The sequence below is a fragment of the Mucilaginibacter sp. OK268 genome (assembly GCF_900103125.1).
In the GTDB taxonomy this organism is placed as follows: Bacteria; Bacteroidota; Bacteroidia; order Sphingobacteriales; family Sphingobacteriaceae; genus Mucilaginibacter.
This window is the reverse complement of sequence record NZ_FNJV01000006.1, coordinates 267,767-286,764: the sequence shown is the minus strand read 5'-3', so window position 1 is coordinate 286,764 and position 18,998 is coordinate 267,767. Positions and strand designations below refer to the sequence as shown.

Here is an 18,998-nt window from a genome sequence, read left to right as displayed (position 1 = left end):
TGCTTACCTTGCATGTTCATTTTTGTTTATTTTTTAAATAAAACATATAAGGCCTGTTTTGTATATGTATTTGATTAAAACACCCTGGTTGCTAAAAAAGCTATACCCCCAACTCATCTGGAATAAAAACCACCCCAATCGTTGCATTTATCTCACTTTTGACGATGGGCCTATACCAATTGTTACAACGCATATATTAAATATTTTAAAACAGTACAATGCTAAAGCCACCTTTTTCTGTATCGGGGATAATGTAGCAAAACATCCTGACATTTTCAAGCAGGTGACCGATGACGGTCACGCCATTGGCAACCATACCTACAATCACCTCAAAGGCTGGAAAACGGACAACAAAACTTACCTGGATAATTTTTTACAGACCGATAAAGTATTAGATACTCCCCTTTTTCGCCCGCCATACGGCAGGATCAAAAAACAACAGATCCGCGACCTGCAAGCTGCCCGCCCGGATATCAAAATTATCATGTGGGATGTACTAAGCGGCGATTTCGATATCAGCTTAAAACCAGAAGCCTGCCTGCAAAATGTATTGAAACATACCGAAGCTGGATCCATCGTTGTATTTCATGACAGCCTGAAAGCGTATGACCGGGTGAAATACGCGCTGCCCAGGGCATTGGAAGTTTGGAGCGAGGCAGGGTATAGTTTTGGTGTGTTGGGTTGAATATATAAATTTGATAATTATGGATAACTTGGTAAAATGAAGATTGTTATTGACACCAGTTCAATTTACAGTGATTTAAGTTTGTCAAAAACAAAAATCAAAACCCTTAGTGAAAACTCAAAAATCACTGGAAATGTTATTTATTTCCCACAAGTAGTAGTAGACGAAGCAAAGAATAAATATGCAGAAGAACTTGTTGAGGTAAAACTAAAAATTGATAAAGAGTTAGCTGACCTATATAGAAAAACCAATAAAAAGATAGAGAATCCAGTAACCAACGAATTTATAAAAGAACAAATTGAAATATTCAATAAGCTATTTGATAGTCAAATTATTAAATTGGACATAAAAATAATCCCATATCCAAGTATTTCACATGAAGCGCTTGTTAAGAGAGCCTTAGCAAGAAAGAAACCATTTTCTGAGAGCGGGCGTGGGTATCGAGATGCATTAATATGGGAAAGTATTAAAAGTTTAATTCAACCTCAACAAAAACTAATTAACGAGCCAGAAATAATATTTATTACTAAAAACCATACAGACTTTGGTGATAAAGATTATAATCTTCATCCAGACCTTTTAGATAATTTAAACACCGATAAAATACCTGAACATTCAATTAAGATAAATCCCGATATGGATAAATTTATCAATGAATATATCAATCCTAAACTTAAATTATTAAATGACATAAAAAGTGGATTAATAGAAGGAGACTTCAAAAGATTAAATATTAAAAAGTTAGTATCTAATCTTGTATTTAATTTCCTTGATAGCCGAGAATTTGGTTTTGATGAAATAGATTTTCCACAAGAATTTGAAAATCCTTCAGTATCAGAAATATATGATGATTATCAGTTTACTGTTAATGATGTTAGACAATTAAGCGATGATGAAATTTTGATAGATGGAGAAGTTGAAGTAACCTGTACTTTTGACTTTTATATTTACAAATCAGACTATTATTCAATGAATGAAGATGACATGCCTTCAATTTCAGATAAAGATTGGAATGATCATTACGTAGCTGCTTATGAGGATCGAATAATTAAATTAAAATTTTTATTAACAGTCAATAACTCTTTTACTGAAGTTACATCAAGCGAAATTGAATTGACAGATTAGCTCCTCCCATCCACCTATTTAGAATATCTCCAAATAACATTTACACAATTGACTGACAGCTTTTAGTAGTAATTTTTGTAAATTCGCCGCACTGAGCCCAGGTACTGGGTTTGGTATCAATTCGTTTACTTTTCACCTAAAAATCAAATACAAATGGCTTTTGATTTAGATATGATCAAAAAAGTTTACGATCGCTACAGCACCCGTGTGGATGCTGCCCGTAAAGCGACCGGTAAACATCTAACCTTAACCGAGAAAATTTTATATGCCCACCTTTCTGAAGGCGATGCTCAAAAAGCATTTGGCCGCGGAGTGGATTATGTTGATTTTGCACCAGACCGCGTAGCTATGCAGGATGCTACTGCCCAAATGGCCCTTTTGCAGTTTATGCAAGCTGGCCGTCCGCAGGTAGCTGTTCCTTCTACTGTACATTGCGATCACCTGATACAAGCAAAAGTTGGCGCTGTTGCCGATTTAAATACTGCCGTTGATGTAAACCGCGAGGTTTATGATTTTTTGGCATCGGTTTCTGATAAGTATGGTATTGGTTTCTGGAAAGCAGGCGCTGGTATTATTCACCAGGTTGTTCTGGAAAACTACGCTTTCCCGGGTGGTATGATGATCGGTACCGATTCACACACGCCTAACGCGGGTGGTTTGGGTATGATTGCTATAGGTGTTGGTGGTGCTGATGCTTGTGATGTAATGGCAGGTTTACCATGGGAGCTTAAATTCCCTAAACTGATAGGTGTTAAATTAACCGGAAAACTTTCTGGCTGGACATCAGCAAAAGACGTAATATTAAAAGTGGCTGGTATCCTGACTGTAAAAGGTGGTACCGGAGCTATTGTTGAATATTTTGGCGAAGGTGCACGTTCACTGTCCGCCACTGGTAAAGGTACCATCTGTAACATGGGTGCCGAAATTGGCGCTACTACTTCTATCTTCGGATATGACGAAAAATCTGCTGCTTACCTGAAAGGCACCAAACGTGCCGATATTGCTGAGCTGGCCGACGCTATTGCGGAGCACTTAACCGGTGATGAGGAAGTTTACGCTAACCCTGAGCAATATTTTGACCAGGTTATCGAGATCAACCTGAGCGAATTGGAACCACATGTAAACGGCCCGTTCACTCCGGATCTGGCATGGCCTATCTCTAAATTCGCTACCGCGGTTAAAGAAAACAACTGGCCTACCAAATTAGAAGTTGGTTTGATCGGTTCCTGCACCAACTCATCTTATGAAGATATCACCCGTTCTGCCTCTATCGCAAAACAGGCTATCGATAAAAAATTAAAAACCAAGGCTGAGTTTACCATTACTCCAGGATCTGAGCTGGTACGCTACACGGTTGACCGTGATGGTTACCTAGATACCTTTGCTCAAATGGGCGGTGTGGTATTGGCCAACGCCTGCGGGCCATGTATTGGTCAATGGGCTCGTCATACCGACGATCCTACACGCAAAAACTCTATCATCACTTCGTTTAACCGTAACTTCGCTAAACGCCAGGATGGTAACCCCAATACTCACGCTTTCGTAGCATCACCAGAAATTGTAACCGCGTTTGCTATCGCAGGCGACTTAACCTTTAACCCATTAACCGATACACTGACCAACGAAAACGGTGAGCAGGTAAAATTTGATGAGCCACAAGGTATAGAAATGCCGGTAAAAGGCTACGCAGTTGAAGATGCAGGCTACCAGGCACCAGCCGAAGATGGCAGCAAAGTATCTGTTATTGTTGATCCAAAATCATCACGTCTGCAATTGCTGGAGCCGTTTAAAGCATGGGAAGGTACCGACCTGAAAGGCTTGAAATTACTGATCAAAGCCAAAGGTAAATGTACTACCGACCATATCTCTATGGCTGGTCCGTGGTTAAAGTTCCGTGGTCACCTGGATAACATATCAAACAATATGTTGATCGGCGCTATCAACTATTTTAACAATACAGCAGATAGCGTTAAAAATGAACTGACCGGCGAATACGGTCCGGTACCGGCTACTCAGCGCGATTACAAAGCGAATGGCATTGGCACTGTAGTAGTAGGCGACGAAAACTATGGCGAAGGTTCATCACGTGAGCACGCGGCTATGGAGCCACGTCACCTGGGTGTACGTGCCATATTGGTAAAATCATTTGCCCGTATCCACGAAACCAACCTTAAAAAACAAGGTATGTTAGGTATCACTTTTGCTGATACTAACGACTATGATAAGATACAGGAAGACGATACCATCGATATCGACGGTTTAACAACTTTTGCCCCTGGCAAACAGTTAACCGTAGTATTACACCACAAAGATGGTTCTGTTGATTCGTTCCCGGTAAATCATACCTATAACGATCAGCAAATTGAATGGTTTAAAGCTGGTGGCGCACTGAACATCATCCGCAAGCAAATGGCATCGTAAGCTGAAAGGTTAAAGCTGAACGCTAATATTCAAAAAGCCTCCCCTTTGGGGAGGCTTTTTTGTTGACACCACTTTCCCCACCGCGTCATTGCGAGGTACGAAGCAATCTCTATGCTTTACAGAGCGGCTCTGCTTATCGGGGATTGCTTCGTACCTCGCAATGACGTGATGGCATAAAAACCAGGCCTGTCATCCTGAGCTTGTCGAAGGATCGCGCGTAGAGGCCAGCCCACCATACTTCGACGCCGCTCAGTATGACACCTTTACTTAGAAGCTATCTTATAGCAACGCAAACATATTCTTAATGATCTCATAGGCATATTTGCTGGAAACATTTTGTATGAAATCAGGAAAATCAATAGAGGAATTTTCGTTGCACTCGTCTGAAATGATCCTTAAAACCACAAAGGGAATCTCGTATTCATAACAAACCTGGGCTACGGCGGCGCCTTCCATCTCCACACATAGGGTGTCAGGGAGTACAGCGTGCAGCAATTCTTTATCTGCTTGCTTTGCAAAAAACTGATCGCCACTGGCTATAGTCCCGGTAAACACACGAGTTTTACGCAATAAAAAACGTTCAATTTCATATTCATCAATAAACGAATGGACATGATCGCCGACGATAGCATCAATAGCCTTTTTCGCTATGGTGATATAATTAGGGTCGCTTTCGAAATAAGTTACACCCAACAACGGAATTTCGTGCCGCGGCATCAATGGCCGGGCATCCATATCATGTTGAACCAGTCGGTCACCAATAACCACATCCCCTATTTTCAATTCGGTGTTGATAGCTCCGGCAACGCCAATAAATATCAGATCGGTAATGTTAAACTTAGTGATCAGACTGGTTACCGTAGTTGCTGCCGCAACCTTGCCCCATCTGGAAAAAACCACCACAGTTTTGATGTTGTTGATAGTTCCGGTATAATACGTTCTTCTGCCGTAGGAAATTTCTTCAATCCCCGCCATGAGATGAAGGATGCTGTTAATTTCTTCGTGCATAGCACCCATGATGCCTATTATTTTTTCGTTCATATGGTAGATGATAGATGTTACTAATTAAATGGAGATTATCGGCAAAGCCGGTTAAGTAACTCGCCAAACTGGGGATATGCAGCGGTTAGGTTTTCTTTAACTGCCATTTCAAATTCACTGAAATCAAATCCCGGGGCCACTGCGCAACTTACCAGGCTAAATCCTACTTTCGACGGAATTTCAGATGCGAACCAGGCACCACCAGGTATGATAACCGAGAGGCTCCCTGTATCTGATGCCGAAAGTTCCTGCAGAAAATAATTTCCGGAAGCATCGATCATATGAATATAGAGCGGCGAGCCGGCGTGAAAATACCAAAGCTCATCTGATACCAAGCGGTGAAAGCCTGAAAAATCCTCTCCTTCCAACAAATAATAGATGGATGTACAGGCTTGTTTAATTGCTGTTTCGCCAATCCGGTTTATTTGTTGTTCAGACCGGAATACCTCTTTATAATATCCTCCTTCGGGATGGGGTTGCAACGTTAGTCGTTCAACCCAATAAGCTGCATTTTGTGTATTCATGTAGTAGATGATATGTTATACAATTCTCCTTTCATGAGATTAGGGGGCTTTCCTCACTCGTTTAAGTACCAATAGGTTTTGCCCGTTTAGGCTATAACCACTAATATTATTCTGATACAGGTTCACCAGTTTATCATAATATAGCACCACCACCGGCGATTGTCCCATTACCAAATTATCCATTTGCTGATATAGGGCATAGCGGGCGGCATCATTTTTTTCATGATAGGTTTGCTCAAACAAAGCATCAAATTTTTTATTGTTAAAGCCGGTATAATTAGGCCCAAAAGGGATCTTGTTTTTTGAGTAAAATACCGACAGATAATTTTCACCATCTGGATAATCAGCTATCCACTGACCGTAAAAAAAGTTGATCCCGTTTTTTGATACCAGCTCACGCAGGCTGGCGCCTTGGGTAATTTCCACATTGGTTCTAATACCTATTCTATCTAATTGCCCCTGCACGTATTCTATCAAACTACGATAGCCTACTGTAGTAGCCAATGAAATTTCTGGCAGATTTTTACCGTCAGGAAAACCGGCTTCGGCTAATAGCTGTCGTGCCTTTTCAGGATCATAAGTATACCCTTTTACATTTTTGCTAAAACCAGGCATACCTTCCGGAATAAAACCGGCATAGCCAGGTGTGCCCATACTGTTCCGCAGATATTTCATCATCTTCTGCCTGTCAATAGCATAGTTAATGGCCTGTCGTACTTTCAATATCTTGAGCGGTGATTTTTTGACAATAGTCAGATTGGTATCTACCAATATACCCAGGTACATGGTATTGAGATACGGCGCTGTATTTAAAACAAATTTGCCCTTATATTTTTGTGTTACTTTGCCCGATTTGGTCAGGATATCATCACGGTAGCTGCCGTCGATATCGTTTAAAAAATCAAGGTCCTTTTTGATGAACTCCAGGAACGAGGTTTGTTTATCAGCAATAAAGCTGGCTTTAACCGCATCCAGGTAAGGCAAACGGTTACCTTTATTATCTTTCTCCCAGTATTTTTCATTTTTAAGCAATACCAGCACCTCCCCTTCTTTCCAATATTTAAACTTAAAAGGACCGGTACCTATCGGGTGACTCCTGAAATCTTTACCATAAAACTCTACCACCTCTTTAGGTACTACCGAACAATACTGCGCCGTAAGCATACTTAAAAAGGGTGCGAATGGCTGCTTAAGCCTGATGTTGAAAGTGCTGTCATTGGGTGCGGTAAAAGAATCTTTACCCTCCACTTTATCACTAAAGATCCAGGAGCCGGACGAAGCTACTTTTGGGTCGATCAATCGCCCAAAACTGTAGACAAAGTCGGATGCGACAGCCTTGCGACCAACACCACTTGCAAAATGCGGATCATCATGAAAATATACATCATTACGTAGATGAAAAGTATAAAGAAGACCATCGGCAGATATATCCCAGTTTTTAGCAATACATGGAATTACCTTTAAACTATCATTGATCTGTACCAGGCCATTAAAAACCTGGTTATCCATCCAAATGGTATAATGGTTACGGCAAAAAGCCGGATCAAGCGAAGTAAGACCTTCTTCCAGGTTAATGTTAAAAACAGTTTTACCCGAATCAGGGGCCGTAGTATGGCAGGCGCTAAACTGAATGAACAGTACAGAAAGTAATAATAAGCCCCATTTATTCATGCAGAGCTAAATATATTAATTATTGAATTACTGATTTATTGAATTAGTGATTTATTACTTGTGGATGAAGATAATTGACTAGATCAATAAATGTGTTTGTCATCCTGAACTTGTTTCAGGATCTCTCAGGACAGGCGCCAAGCCGTGCATGTGGGGTGCCGAAACAAGTTCGGCATGACTATGCGGAGTTGGGAAACAAAAAAAGCCTCCCCAATGGGAAGGCTTTTAATATCAGTGAAATCACCCGCAAATCGGTGAAATCCAAAAATCAGTTTATTCTTCAACCAAGCTTTCGCCGGTAACGGTTTCTTTAATTTTGGTTTCCAGTTCTTCCTGTAATTCAGGATTGTCAAGGATCAGTTGTTTAACGGCATCGCGGCCCTGGCCAAGGCGTGTTTCGCCATAGCTGAACCATGAACCTGCTTTTTTGATGATGTTGTATTCAACACCCAGGTCAATGATCTCACCGGCTTTTGAAATACCTTCGCCAAACATAATATCAAACTCTGCCACACGGAATGGAGGAGCTACTTTATTTTTAACGATCTTCACTTTAACGCGGTTACCTGAAACCTCATCAGTATCTTTTATTTGTGATATACGGCGTACATCCAAACGTACCGAAGCATAAAATTTCAAGGCGTTACCACCGGTAGTAGTTTCGGGGTTACCAAACATTACACCAATCTTATCGCGTAACTGGTTGATAAATATACAACAGCACCCGGTTTTGCTGATGGTACCGGTTAATTTACGCAAAGCCTGCGACATTAAACGCGCGTGCAAACCCATTTTCGAGTCGCCCATTTCACCTTCAATCTCCGCTTTGGGAACCAGTGCAGCCACAGAGTCAATTACCAGGATATCAATAGCGCCAGAACGGATCAGGTTATCGGCAATTTCCAGCGCCTGCTCACCGTTGTCTGGCTGAGAGATCAATAGATTCTCAACATCAACGCCTAATTTTTTAGCATAGAAACGATCAAAGGCGTGCTCCGCGTCAATAAATGCAGCTATGCCACCTTTTTTCTGCGATTCCGCAATGGCATGTATAGCCAATGTGGTTTTACCAGACGATTCAGGTCCATATATTTCAATAACTCTTCCTTTGGGTAAGCCGCCAACCCCTAAAGCGATATCAAGCCCTAAAGAGCCTGTTGATATTACTTCTGTAGGTTCAATAACGGAATCACCCAATTTCATGATGGTACCTTTTCCGTATGATTTTTCCAGCTTATCTAAAGTAAGCTGTAGTGCCTTCAATTTATCTGAATTATTTTTATCTGTGCTCATCTTAAAATTATCTTGAACAAATATAAAATGTTTTATTTTAAATTACTAATTTTTTTAGTAATTTATTTGCAGGGTTGTCATGCTGAGCTTGTCGAAGCATGGTGGGCAGGCCTCTACACGCGATCCTTCGACAAGCTCAGGATGACAGGCCTTGTTTAAGGCTCAAAACCTAACTAACAAACATAATCAACCTAATAAACTCAATCAACTATTCCATCAAATATCTTTATCCACACTCCGTTTCTTCAACTCCTTAGTAATAGTATTCAATGCTTTTTTCTTTTTAGTTTCTTTAGCTTTTTTAATCTTGGCTGCTTCGGCTTTTAGCAGGGCGGTTTCGGTATTATTATGCTCGTAGTACTTACAGAACCAGGTTAGCGGGCATATCTCGCACTTAGGGCTTCGTGCCAAACAAATATACCGGCCATGCAGTATAAGCCAGTGATGGGCAACACCTATATATTCTTTCGGGATATGTTTGATCAATTGTTTTTCAACAGCCAGGGGTGTGGTTGCATTATGGGTAAGGCCAATACGGTTAGCCACTCTAAACACATGCGTGTCTACAGCCATGGCCGGTTCTTCAAAAATCACGGATGCGATAACATTGGCGGTTTTGCGTCCTACGCCAGGCATTTTTTGCAGGTTTTCGATACCCGCCGGCACTTCACTGTTAAAAACATCTACCAGCATTTTACCCATACCTACTAAATGTTTGGCTTTGTTATTAGGATAGCTCACACTGCGGATGTAAGTAAAAACCTCTTCGGGGGTTGATGCCGCCAGATCCCCGGGCGTCGGGAAACGTTCAAACAGCTTTGGGGTAACCTGGTTAATGCGCTTATCGGTACATTGCGCCGACAGGATCACGGCTACCAATAATTGAAATGGATTATCGTAATGCAGCTCGGTAACGGGATTGGGTTGGTTTTTTGAAAAATATTCAACAAAATGGCGGTAACGTTCGGCCTTCAGCATTTTTAAAATTAAGAAAATTTTTATGGGTAATTGATCATGTACTTATTAGATAATACATATATTATAATATGTATTAAACTATAAAAATTAATTACGTGATCTATATAAAATAGAAAGGTTCATAAATCACGCTGGATTTTAGTTTCTGTTCTTTCAAACATCCACCTCAATCAACAATTATGATCTATGAACCAGCAAGTTCGGAATACTTAGCGCAAGCTTTTAGAGTAGTCAAGTATCTGGTGTATAGTTTGTACCTTGGGTTTTTTGTTCAAAAGGTCCAAATCAGCACGAATTGAATTGTAAAATATCAAATCGTCGGCACCCAGATTTTCTTGTGCATTCTCGTCCATCAGAGCCTGGTTAGCAATTCCATTTAACGTTGTTGTAAAAGTTTCATCCATAAGCTTATTTTGTTGTAAATTTTATATGATTTATAACGGCGACTTAAAGATAATATTTTACTAAATGAAAATTAAATGAAATTTTTTTTATGGGTTAATTTTTATCACATTTAAGTGAATAAGTTAAGCTATTGATCATAAAAACATTGGGCTATTGATAAGCTTTGTTATTTAACTAACAAATCACCCACGCAATAACCCAATGTTTCCTGATTAATTTTTTAAACTTAACTCTTTACTCTGCATCATTTTGCGGAGATTATTGAGGGCGTAACGCATGCGGCCCAGGGCCGTGTTGATACTTACTTCGGTAATATCGGCAATTTCTTTAAAGCTCATATCGCCAAAGTGGCGCATGATCAATACTTCTTTTTGCTCCGATGGTAAAAGCTGTATCAATGTTTTAAGGTCCTTATGCGTTTGTTCACGTACCATGCGGTCTTCGGTACTTTCGTCATAATTACCCAATACTTCAAAAATATCAAAGTCGTCGCCATTACTGATCATAGGGGCGCGCTTTTCGCGGCGGAAGTGGTCGATAACCAAATTATGGGCAATACGGGTTACCCAAGGTAAAAACTTACCTTCTTCGTTATACTTTCCAGCTTTCAGTGTATTGATAACTTTTATAAAGGTATCCTGAAAAATATCCTCTGCCAGATACTCGTCTTTTACAAGCAGGTAAATAGAGGTATATATTTTGGTCTGATATCGTCTGATCAACTCCACTAGCCCAGCTTCATCACCGGCAATGTATAGATGGATTAGATCCTGATCACTTTTCAATTGAAAATCCATAGAAAGTACTACTTAAACTTAATTTTTAGTTAAAAACTTATAAAGTAGAGTATATTCTATAGCGTGCTCCTTAGGGGTTAAGAAATTGTTACTTCAAATAAAACAAATTCCCAGCTAAAAAACAAATTATATTTTTTACTTACTTCTGTTAATCAGGTTCATTGGGCTCATGAAGGGCTTCACCATTCATAATTCTGATACCTATCCGGGGGTTTGACTAGAACGGTTGGCAATGGTTTAATTGCTATCTCAAAAAGTTTGCAAACCATATCTGTTCCATGACATTAAGTATTTAAAAGTCAGCAAACTGTAAACTCAGAAATTTATTTGGCTTAAAGCCCAAAACAAAGTAAAACCGATTTGGATTCTGCTAAATATTTTAGGATTTTTGCATTCCGGAAAAAAGACCATGGTCAATAGTCCATAGACCATCGTAATTTGAAGTATAACTATGGTCTATGGACCATCGACTATCAACAATCATGACCAAAGAAGCAGAAAAAGATCCGCAGAAACATATCATTATTAAAGGGGCCCGGGTACACAATCTTAAAAACATGGATGTGGCCATCCCTAAAAACAAGCTGGTTGTAGTTACGGGTATGTCCGGTTCAGGCAAATCATCGCTTGCTTTTGATACCCTGTATGCCGAAGGTCAGCGCCGTTATGTAGAAAGTCTTTCTTCCTACGCACGCCAGTTCCTGGGGCGCATGAACAAGCCCGATGTTGATTATATTAAAGGTATAGCACCCGCCATAGCTATTGAGCAAAAGGTAATTACCTCAAATCCGCGTTCAACGGTGGGTACATCAACCGAGATATATGATTATTTAAAATTACTTTTCTCGCGCATTGGCAAAACTATTTCCCCGGTATCCGGTCAAATTGTCAAGAAAGATTCCGTTACCGATGTGGTAAACTTTATACTATCGTTACCCAACGAAAGCCAGGTAACTGTTTTAGCGCCATTATATCCGCATAATAACCGCAGCTTAAAAGAAGAACTGGCCGTTTTAATGCAAAAAGGTTTTGTAAGGGTAGAATATCTGAACAAGTTATCAAAAATTGAAGCTTTATTGGAGGATGAATCTATTGATAACACTTCCCTTGTAGCTGAGGTTCACGGTGAAAAGAAAGCTAAAGGCAAAAAGCTTAAAGCCGAAAGCGACGAATCGGTAACTACTGAAGAGGAAACGCCAACCCATTACCCCGGTGTTCGGATCGTGATTGACCGTATATCAAAAAATGAAGAGGATGAAACCATAAGCCGTTTGGGCGATTCGGTGCAGACTGCTTTTTTTGAAGGTAAAGGCGATTGCTATGTACGTTATCAGGAACCTGATGCCGATGGTGAACAGGAACGTTTCTTCTGCGACCGCTTTGAACTCGATGGTATTAAATTCGAAGAACCTTCACCTAATTTTTTCAGCTTTAACAATCCTTACGGTGCCTGCAAAAAATGCGAGGGTTATGGTAAAGTGATCGGTATTGACGAAGACCTGGTGATACCGGATAAAAGTAAAAGTATTTATGAGGGCGCTATTGCCCCATGGCGCGGCGAAAAAATGCGCGAGTGGAACGATATGCTGATCAAACATGCTTTGCAGTTTGATTTCCCGATACATCGTCAATACAATCAATTAACCGAAAAACAACAACGCCTGTTATGGACAGGTAATAAATATTTCCGTGGCCTGGATGAGTTTTTCCAGGAGATGGAGGCGCAGACCTACAAAATTCAGTACCGGGTTATGCTGTCACGTTATCGTGGCAAAACTACCTGTCCGGAGTGTAAGGGCAGTCGTCTGCGTCGTGATGCCTCATACGTAAAGATCAGCGAGCGCTCCATTACCGATGTGGTATTGATGCCATTGGATAAAGCCCTTGAGTTTTTTAAAGGTTTAGAGTTAAACGAAACGGATGCCAAAGTTGGTAAACGCCTGCTGATGGAGATCACTAACCGCCTGTCGTTTTTAAATGATGTGGGATTGAGCTATTTAACGCTTAACCGACTGTCAAATACCTTATCGGGTGGTGAGTCACAGCGTATCAACCTGGCCACTTCGCTGGGAAGCAGTTTGGTGGGCTCTGTATATGTATTGGATGAACCCAGTATTGGGCTGCACCCCCGTGATACCCAGCGACTGATCAGTGTACTTAAATCACTTCGCGATGTTGGTAATACCGTATTAGTAGTAGAGCATGAGGAGGAGATCATGAAAGCGGCAGACCATATTATTGATATCGGCCCCGAAGCCGGTACACACGGCGGCGAACTGATCTTCACCGGCACCTACAACGAAATTATTAAAGACGACAATAGCTTAACAGGTCGTTACCTGAGTGGCAAAGAGGAGATCGCGATCCCCAAAAGCCGCCGTAAATGGAACGATTATATTGAGATAAAAGGAGCAAGAGAAAATAATCTGCAGCATGTTACGGCTAAATTTCCTTTAGGTGTGCTTACGGTAGTAACAGGTGTATCCGGCTCTGGTAAAACCAGCTTAGTAAAACGCATCCTGGCACCTGCTCTGCAAAAAGTACTGGGCAATTACTCGGGCGAACAAACCGGCTCCTACGACAGTATTGATGGTGATTACGCCAAAATAGAACAGGTGGAACTGGTTGATCAAAATCCTATAGGCCGTTCGTCACGATCCAACCCGGTTACTTATGTAAAAGCCTGGGACGAGATCCGCAACCTGTATGCCTCACAGCCTGCTGCCAAAGCAGCTGGTTTAAAACCATCTGCATTCTCCTTTAACGTAGAGGGTGGCCGCTGCGATGTTTGCCAGGGCGAAGGTGAAGTGAAGATAGAGATGCAGTTTATGGCCGACATCTTCCTGACCTGCGAAACTTGTGGTGGAAACCGCTTTAAACAGCATATCCTGGATATCACCTACAATGAAAAAAATGTAGCCGAAGTGCTGCACATGACCATTGATGAGGCGCTGGTATTTTTTGCTAAAGAGCCAAAGATCATCGCTAAAATAAAACCTTTGGTTGATGTAGGTTTGGGTTATGTACAGTTAGGGCAATCGTCAAATACCCTGTCTGGTGGTGAGGCCCAGCGTATTAAGCTGGCATCATTCCTGGTAAAAGGGAATAATACACATAAAACACTATTCATTTTTGATGAGCCTACTACCGGTCTGCATTTTGCAGATATTAAAAAACTCCTCAAATCATTTGACGCGCTGCTGGAACATGGCAACACCATTATTGTAATTGAACACAATATGGATGTGATCAAATGTGCCGACTGGATCATTGACATTGGCCCCGAAGGTGGCGACCGCGGCGGAAAGGTTGTGTTTGAAGGTGTCCCTGAGGATTTGATCAAAGAGAAAAAATCGCACACCGGCCATTATTTAAAGGAGCGGTTCGGGAAGTAAGTGCCTCACCCAACCCTCTCCAAAGGAGAGGGCTTAAAACTCTTTTAACCTCCTCAATCCTACTCTTAGGTGCATTGCGCTTCCACGCGTCATTGCATATGAGCGCAGACTTATCAGTGTAAACCCAACTAATTATGGTTTACATTGCAAACCCACTTTCTATATGAATTTTAACGTAATTAGTTGATTATCAATTATATAAATTTACGTAAACCATAAAAAGTGTAAACCATGTAAACCCATTTTTATAAGCAACTTCCCCTCCTGTTTGGTGTAATGGTTCATCAATAAAGATATATAGCTATCAATTCCCCTTTATTTTACCCACCTAAATATTTATATTTACTTAACAAACCTAAATCTTAGCATTATGCCTGATACAAAAGAGTTCTACGCAGAAATCCGTCCACTGTTTGGTGGGCACTTAACACAAAGCCAGGTTGATGGCATACAAGCCATACTCAAAGCCACAACAGATGCCGGCATTACCGACGATCGTAAAACGGCCTACATACTGGCCACTGTTTTTCATGAAACCGCTAAAACCATGCAGCCCATCAATGAATTTGGCAAAGGCGCCGGACACGACTATGGCAAAAAGTTAAAAATGGGCGGCGGTCCGGGTAAACGCATCCCCTACACTACTCCCGATGAATTATATTACGGTCGTGGCTATGTACAGTTAACCTGGTACGAGAATTATGAGAATATGGGCAAGCTCCTGCACATCGATCTGCTCGATAACCCCGACCTGGCTTTACAACCCGCTATAGCTGCCGCCATCCTGATAAAAGGCATGACCAAAGGTTCATTTACAGGTGTGAGTTTAGATAAGTATTTTACCAGCGACAGTACAGACTGGGTAAACGCCCGCAAAATCATTAATGGCCTTGACATGGCCAAAACCATTGCAGGTTACGCTAAAACTTTTTATAAGGGGTTAACGGAGTAGCTATCAAAAGTAGTATTTGAAGTCATACCCGAAGATTTGATGAAAGAGAAAAAATCACCCACAGTCCATTATTAGAAGGAGCGCTTTTAACCTTCGATTAAGTGAGCTGATACATTTGAGTGGAAGACGTAGATAATACGTCTTCCGCTTTTGTTTATAACAAGCCATACAATCACTATTTAGAGATTATCACCTTTTACCCTGATTGCCTTTTAGTTAAGTTCAAATAGTATTTAAAACGGCGTGTATTTCCGTTACCTTTGCCCCGCCTTGAACTTTATTGCGCATACCCCAAATTGAATATGATTACACCATTACAAAACACTTTTAAAGCAGTAAGCTTTATGCTGCTTGTTATCACCTTTTTTTCGTGTTCAAAAAGCCAGAAAGATCCCGATGTAACACCCGACAAATCCCAACCAGCCTTAACCGCAAAAATCAATGGCGCCGATTATAATCTTGCAGCTACAGATTTTACCTCCACCTATTACACTGCAGACGGCGACAATGTAAAAGCCCTGCAAACCACCGCCAACCTGGATGCCAGCGGCAGCAAATTGGTGTTCTTTATCAGTGACCTTAAAAGCGGCTCGGTTAACCTTAGTAAAAAGGCCGGCACCTCTTTAAACCCAGGCAATCCAACGCTAAAAGTAAACGCCACGACAGCCACAGCTCCACCTGTACAAACCTATGTACAGTATATTAATGGTGGTAATATCTATTTCGCCAACTCGGGCAGCATTACTGTTACCATCAATGCCAATACAGCTACGGTAAGTTGGAATATCGTATTTAAAGATGCCGCAGGCAAGGATTTTGCATCAAATGGTTCCTATACCGCGGCCAACTTCGCCAATAATACCAAACCCAAAACGCAGATAGTTGATCCTACACCGGTTTCGGCTAAACCTACTATTGAAAGTATCAGTCCGCAGCAAGGCAAATACAATGATACGGTTACCATAACCGGGGTTAATTACAGCCAGGTTTTAACTGATAACGTAGTTAAATTTAACGGTGTGGATGCCGTAGTAAAGACAGCCACCCCGACGCGGCTTAGGGTACTTGTACCCTTAACAGGCACTACCGGCAACATCAGTCTTAAGGTAAAAAACAGCGAAACCGTTAACGGCCCTGTATTTACTTATGTTACCCTGCCAAACCTCACCGACGTTAAACCTACCGAAGGCAGAGCGGGGGATATAGTAACCATAACAGGCATTAATTTTAGCAGCAACCCGGCCGATATTGTGGTTAACTTCGATAATGCCATAGGAACTATTGTAACAGCAACCACAACTCAGGTTACCGTGAAAGTTCCGGCGGGTTTAAAAGCCGGGGCCTTTGTGCGCCTTACCATTAGCATTAAGGGTATTAAATCGGCCTCAGTAAGCACCTACCTGATTGATGCACCCTACCCCACTCTGAACTGGGAAAGCCTGACGTCCATTCCACGGTTACAAAAGATCAATCAAATGATACATATGGGCTCAACGTTGCTCATTACCGGAGGCAACAATGCCAGCTTTCTGTATTACAGCGCAGACGGAAAAACATACTCAGATGTGGCATCTAACCTGCCCTTTAACAAATCAAAAAAACTGACCATCAATGTTTTAAAAGCCTATAAAAGCGCTTACTATATCTCCACTAACCTTGGTATTGCCAAATCAACCAACGGCATTTACTGGACTAAGCTTACGCCCGAAACTACCGCACCCGATACGGGCTTTACAGGTATTACAATCACCAACAATTACGTTGCAGTGGTAAGCGGTAACAGGCTTTATCGGTCAACCAATGGTGGTAACAGTTGGACCCGCACCAATATCAGTGTGCCCGGCGCTTCGCTCAACTACACAACGGCCATTACTGATAGCTACAGCAGCAACAATTTTTTTGCAGTAGATACCAGTAAAAACTACACATCTAAAGAAGAAAAGTTATTTTATCGCTCGACAGATAATGGTGTTACCTGGGAAGCTACTAAAGGTTATACCGGCATTTATTATTATAACTTGGGCTATAAGGATTTTCTGGCTGCGGCCAGCTATAGCGTATTTTGTGCGTTTAGCTATAAAGGGGCTGCCCAAACCGAAGGCAGTCAGCACCTTTACAGATCAACCAATAAAGGCGACTCCTGGACTCAGGTGGGTACAGAAGCCTGCAACGTGATCAAGGCAGATAGCGCAACCGTCGCTTATGGCAGCCAAACCTTTAACCTATCCAACAATGATGGGGTGGATTTCAAAAGCTATCCTATGCCTGCGGGCTACACTTTAGGTGGCATTGAATTTACCAATACCTATTACTATATCATGGGCTTTAATACAGCCGGTGATCGTAAAATATTCAGGGCAGCGAGGTAATAACCTATCCCCTGCATAAACATAAAAGCCTTCCGCGTTTTGTTGCGGAGGGCTTTTTTATGATAAACTCTTCTGTTAATCAAATGCCGTAAAAATCCTCTAACGGCATCAACTAACTACTGCCCCCCTGTTTTCAAGTACATATAAACTATGCCGCCAACTACAATAATGGCCAATACAATAAGTCCGGTTACACCTTTCTTTTTGTCCTGGCGCATCAGCCATATTAAAAAAGCAACCAGCGGCAACACAAAAACCGCCCAGAAAATAAGTGAAGGAATGTTCATAAGTTCCAGTTCAATAATTCGAATTAAAATATCATCCTTGCCAGCGGAGCAATCTCCTGACCGGCAAATTCGCCTTTTAAATATTTATAGTAACCGGCAATGGCTATCATGGCCGCGTTATCGGTACAATATTCCATTTTGGGTATAAAGCTTTCCCAGCCATTTTTAGTACAAAGTTCTTGTAGCCCTAAACGCAAACCAGTATTAGCCGAAACACCGCCAGCCAAAGCAATCTGTTTTATGCCATGGGTTTGCGCCGCTTTTTGCAGTTTATTAAGCAATATAGTAGCTATACGTTTTTCAACCGACGCGCAAATATCAGGCAAGTTTTGACTGATGAAATCTGGATTCTTAGCCACATTATCCCTGATGAAATATAATATCGATGTTTTCAGTCCGCTAAAGCTAAAATCCAGACCAGGGATCTGTGGTTCGGGAAATTTGTAGGCATCAGGATTACCCTGGCGTGCATACTTGTCGATCAACGGGCCACCCGGATAAGGTAAACCCAATATCTTACTGGTTTTATCCATGGCTTCGCCGGCAGCATCATCAAGCGTTTGGCCTATTACCTGCATATCAAAATAATCCTTAACCAAAACTATCTGCGTATGCCCGCCAGATACGGTAAGACATAAAAATGGAAATGCAGGTTTATGATCACCAATAAAATGGGCCAGTATATGGGCCTGCATATGATTTATATCAATAAGTGGCAGGCTTTTGGCCAGTGCAAATGCCTTGGCAAATGATACACCTACTAAAAGTGAGCCTAAAAGTCCCGGTCCGCGCGTAAAAGCTACTGCATCAATATCATTTTTGTTTACTTTTGCGTTCAATAATGCTTGTTGTACAGCAGGAACAATATTTTGCTGATGAACCCTTGAGGCAAGCTCGGGGACAACGCCTCCGTACGCTTCGTGAATGGTTTGATTGGCAATTACATTGCTCAAGATCTCTCCATCAACACAAACAGATGCAGAGGTTTCATCACATGAAGATTCGATTCCTAAAATTACAGGCACAGTGTTAAGTCAAAAATCAAAAGTTTAAAG

The 18,998-nt window shown here is 41.4% G+C and carries 15 protein-coding genes; 6 read left to right on the top strand and 9 right to left on the bottom strand.

The window, feature by feature from the left end; translation table 11 throughout:
* The first annotated feature begins 64 nt into the window (after positions 1-64).
* From BLR84_RS19615 to BLR84_RS19605, 3 genes are all read left to right on the top strand, one after another.
* The gene (locus BLR84_RS19615; protein WP_090471498.1) at positions 65-685 is read left to right on the top strand and encodes a polysaccharide deacetylase family protein; all 621 of its coding nucleotides are present in this window, start codon (positions 65-67) and stop codon (positions 683-685) included.
* A gap of 36 nt (positions 686-721) precedes the next feature.
* The gene (locus BLR84_RS19610) at positions 722-1,810 is read left to right on the top strand and encodes a PIN domain-containing protein (RefSeq protein WP_090471496.1); all 1,089 of its coding nucleotides are present in this window, start codon (positions 722-724) and stop codon (positions 1,808-1,810) included.
* 153 nt (positions 1,811-1,963) lie between these two features.
* Positions 1,964-4,231 (top strand): aconitate hydratase, encoded by a 2,268-nt coding sequence (locus BLR84_RS19605; RefSeq protein WP_090471494.1) that lies wholly within the window; start codon positions 1,964-1,966, stop codon positions 4,229-4,231.
* A 279-nt stretch (positions 4,232-4,510) separates the two neighbouring features.
* Here BLR84_RS19605 and BLR84_RS19600 read toward each other — a convergent pair whose 3' ends face one another.
* The 7 genes from BLR84_RS19600 to BLR84_RS19570 form a co-directional block, all read right to left on the bottom strand.
* Positions 4,511-5,272, bottom strand: coding sequence for a 5'-methylthioadenosine/adenosylhomocysteine nucleosidase (locus tag BLR84_RS19600; RefSeq protein ID WP_090471492.1), 762 nt, complete (start codon positions 5,270-5,272; stop codon positions 4,511-4,513).
* A 35-nt stretch (positions 5,273-5,307) separates the two neighbouring features.
* On the bottom strand, positions 5,308-5,796 hold the full coding sequence (locus BLR84_RS19595) for a cupin domain-containing protein (RefSeq protein WP_090471489.1): 489 nt from the start codon (positions 5,794-5,796) through the stop codon (positions 5,308-5,310).
* A 39-nt stretch (positions 5,797-5,835) separates the two neighbouring features.
* Positions 5,836-7,467, bottom strand: coding sequence for an ABC transporter substrate-binding protein (locus tag BLR84_RS19590; RefSeq protein WP_090471488.1), 1,632 nt, complete (start codon positions 7,465-7,467; stop codon positions 5,836-5,838).
* Between the two features lie 273 nt (positions 7,468-7,740).
* Positions 7,741-8,760: a recombinase RecA gene (recA, locus tag BLR84_RS19585; protein WP_090471486.1), complete on the bottom strand. Its 1,020-nt coding sequence runs from the start codon at positions 8,758-8,760 to the stop codon at positions 7,741-7,743.
* Between the two features lie 216 nt (positions 8,761-8,976).
* On the bottom strand, positions 8,977-9,738 hold the full coding sequence (gene nth, locus BLR84_RS19580) for an endonuclease III (protein ID WP_090471484.1): 762 nt from the start codon (positions 9,736-9,738) through the stop codon (positions 8,977-8,979).
* 209 nt (positions 9,739-9,947) lie between these two features.
* Entirely contained in the window at positions 9,948-10,142 is a 195-nt protein-coding gene (locus BLR84_RS19575) for a hypothetical protein (protein ID WP_090471482.1), read from the bottom strand.
* 213 nt (positions 10,143-10,355) lie between these two features.
* Positions 10,356-10,940, bottom strand: coding sequence for an RNA polymerase sigma factor (locus tag BLR84_RS19570; protein ID WP_076375554.1), 585 nt, complete (start codon positions 10,938-10,940; stop codon positions 10,356-10,358).
* 482 nt (positions 10,941-11,422) lie between these two features.
* On the opposite strand from BLR84_RS19570, the gene uvrA reads away from it, so the two are divergent.
* From uvrA to BLR84_RS19555, 3 genes are all read left to right on the top strand, one after another.
* Positions 11,423-14,335 carry an excinuclease ABC subunit UvrA gene (uvrA, locus tag BLR84_RS19565; RefSeq protein ID WP_090471480.1) on the top strand — a complete coding sequence of 971 codons (2,913 nt, stop codon included), beginning with the start codon at positions 11,423-11,425 and terminating at the stop codon, positions 14,333-14,335.
* A gap of 370 nt (positions 14,336-14,705) precedes the next feature.
* On the top strand, positions 14,706-15,287 hold the full coding sequence (locus BLR84_RS19560; RefSeq protein WP_090471477.1) for a glycoside hydrolase family 19 protein: 582 nt from the start codon (positions 14,706-14,708) through the stop codon (positions 15,285-15,287).
* Between the two features lie 302 nt (positions 15,288-15,589).
* Positions 15,590-17,656 carry an IPT/TIG domain-containing protein gene (locus BLR84_RS19555; RefSeq protein WP_090471475.1) on the top strand — a complete coding sequence of 689 codons (2,067 nt, stop codon included), beginning with the start codon at positions 15,590-15,592 and terminating at the stop codon, positions 17,654-17,656.
* A gap of 116 nt (positions 17,657-17,772) precedes the next feature.
* Here BLR84_RS19555 and BLR84_RS30105 read toward each other — a convergent pair whose 3' ends face one another.
* Together BLR84_RS30105 and tsaD are read right to left on the bottom strand one after the other, a co-directional pair.
* A complete protein-coding gene (locus BLR84_RS30105) occupies positions 17,773-17,943 on the bottom strand; it encodes a hypothetical protein (RefSeq protein ID WP_176852109.1) in 171 nt (56 codons plus the stop codon).
* A gap of 23 nt (positions 17,944-17,966) precedes the next feature.
* A complete protein-coding gene (gene tsaD / locus BLR84_RS19550; RefSeq protein ID WP_090471473.1) occupies positions 17,967-18,968 on the bottom strand; it encodes a tRNA (adenosine(37)-N6)-threonylcarbamoyltransferase complex transferase subunit TsaD in 1,002 nt (333 codons plus the stop codon).
* Positions 18,969-18,998 lie beyond the last annotated feature (30 nt).

What these genes read in the sequence shown, in the direction of transcription:
- BLR84_RS19615 (WP_090471498.1), top strand. Translation starts at nt 65, where the DNA reads ATGTATTTGATTAAAACACCCTGGTTGCTAAAAAAGCTATACCCCCAA.
- BLR84_RS19610 (WP_090471496.1), top strand. Translation starts at nt 722, where the DNA reads ATGAAGATTGTTATTGACACCAGTTCAATTTACAGTGATTTAAGTTTG.
- BLR84_RS19605 (WP_090471494.1), top strand. Translation starts at nt 1,964, where the DNA reads ATGGCTTTTGATTTAGATATGATCAAAAAAGTTTACGATCGCTACAGC.
- BLR84_RS19600 (WP_090471492.1), bottom strand. Translation starts at nt 5,272, where the DNA reads ATGAACGAAAAAATAATAGGCATCATGGGTGCTATGCACGAAGAAATT.
- BLR84_RS19595 (WP_090471489.1), bottom strand. Translation starts at nt 5,796, where the DNA reads ATGAATACACAAAATGCAGCTTATTGGGTTGAACGACTAACGTTGCAA.
- BLR84_RS19590 (WP_090471488.1), bottom strand. Translation starts at nt 7,467, where the DNA reads ATGAATAAATGGGGCTTATTATTACTTTCTGTACTGTTCATTCAGTTT.
- recA (WP_090471486.1), bottom strand. Translation starts at nt 8,760, where the DNA reads ATGAGCACAGATAAAAATAATTCAGATAAATTGAAGGCACTACAGCTT.
- nth (WP_090471484.1), bottom strand. Translation starts at nt 9,738, where the DNA reads ATGCTGAAGGCCGAACGTTACCGCCATTTTGTTGAATATTTTTCAAAA.
- BLR84_RS19575 (WP_090471482.1), bottom strand. Translation starts at nt 10,142, where the DNA reads ATGGATGAAACTTTTACAACAACGTTAAATGGAATTGCTAACCAGGCT.
- BLR84_RS19570 (WP_076375554.1), bottom strand. Translation starts at nt 10,940, where the DNA reads ATGGATTTTCAATTGAAAAGTGATCAGGATCTAATCCATCTATACATT.
- uvrA (WP_090471480.1), top strand. Translation starts at nt 11,423, where the DNA reads ATGACCAAAGAAGCAGAAAAAGATCCGCAGAAACATATCATTATTAAA.
- BLR84_RS19560 (WP_090471477.1), top strand. Translation starts at nt 14,706, where the DNA reads ATGCCTGATACAAAAGAGTTCTACGCAGAAATCCGTCCACTGTTTGGT.
- BLR84_RS19555 (WP_090471475.1), top strand. Translation starts at nt 15,590, where the DNA reads ATGATTACACCATTACAAAACACTTTTAAAGCAGTAAGCTTTATGCTG.
- BLR84_RS30105 (WP_176852109.1), bottom strand. Translation starts at nt 17,943, where the DNA reads ATGAACATTCCTTCACTTATTTTCTGGGCGGTTTTTGTGTTGCCGCTG.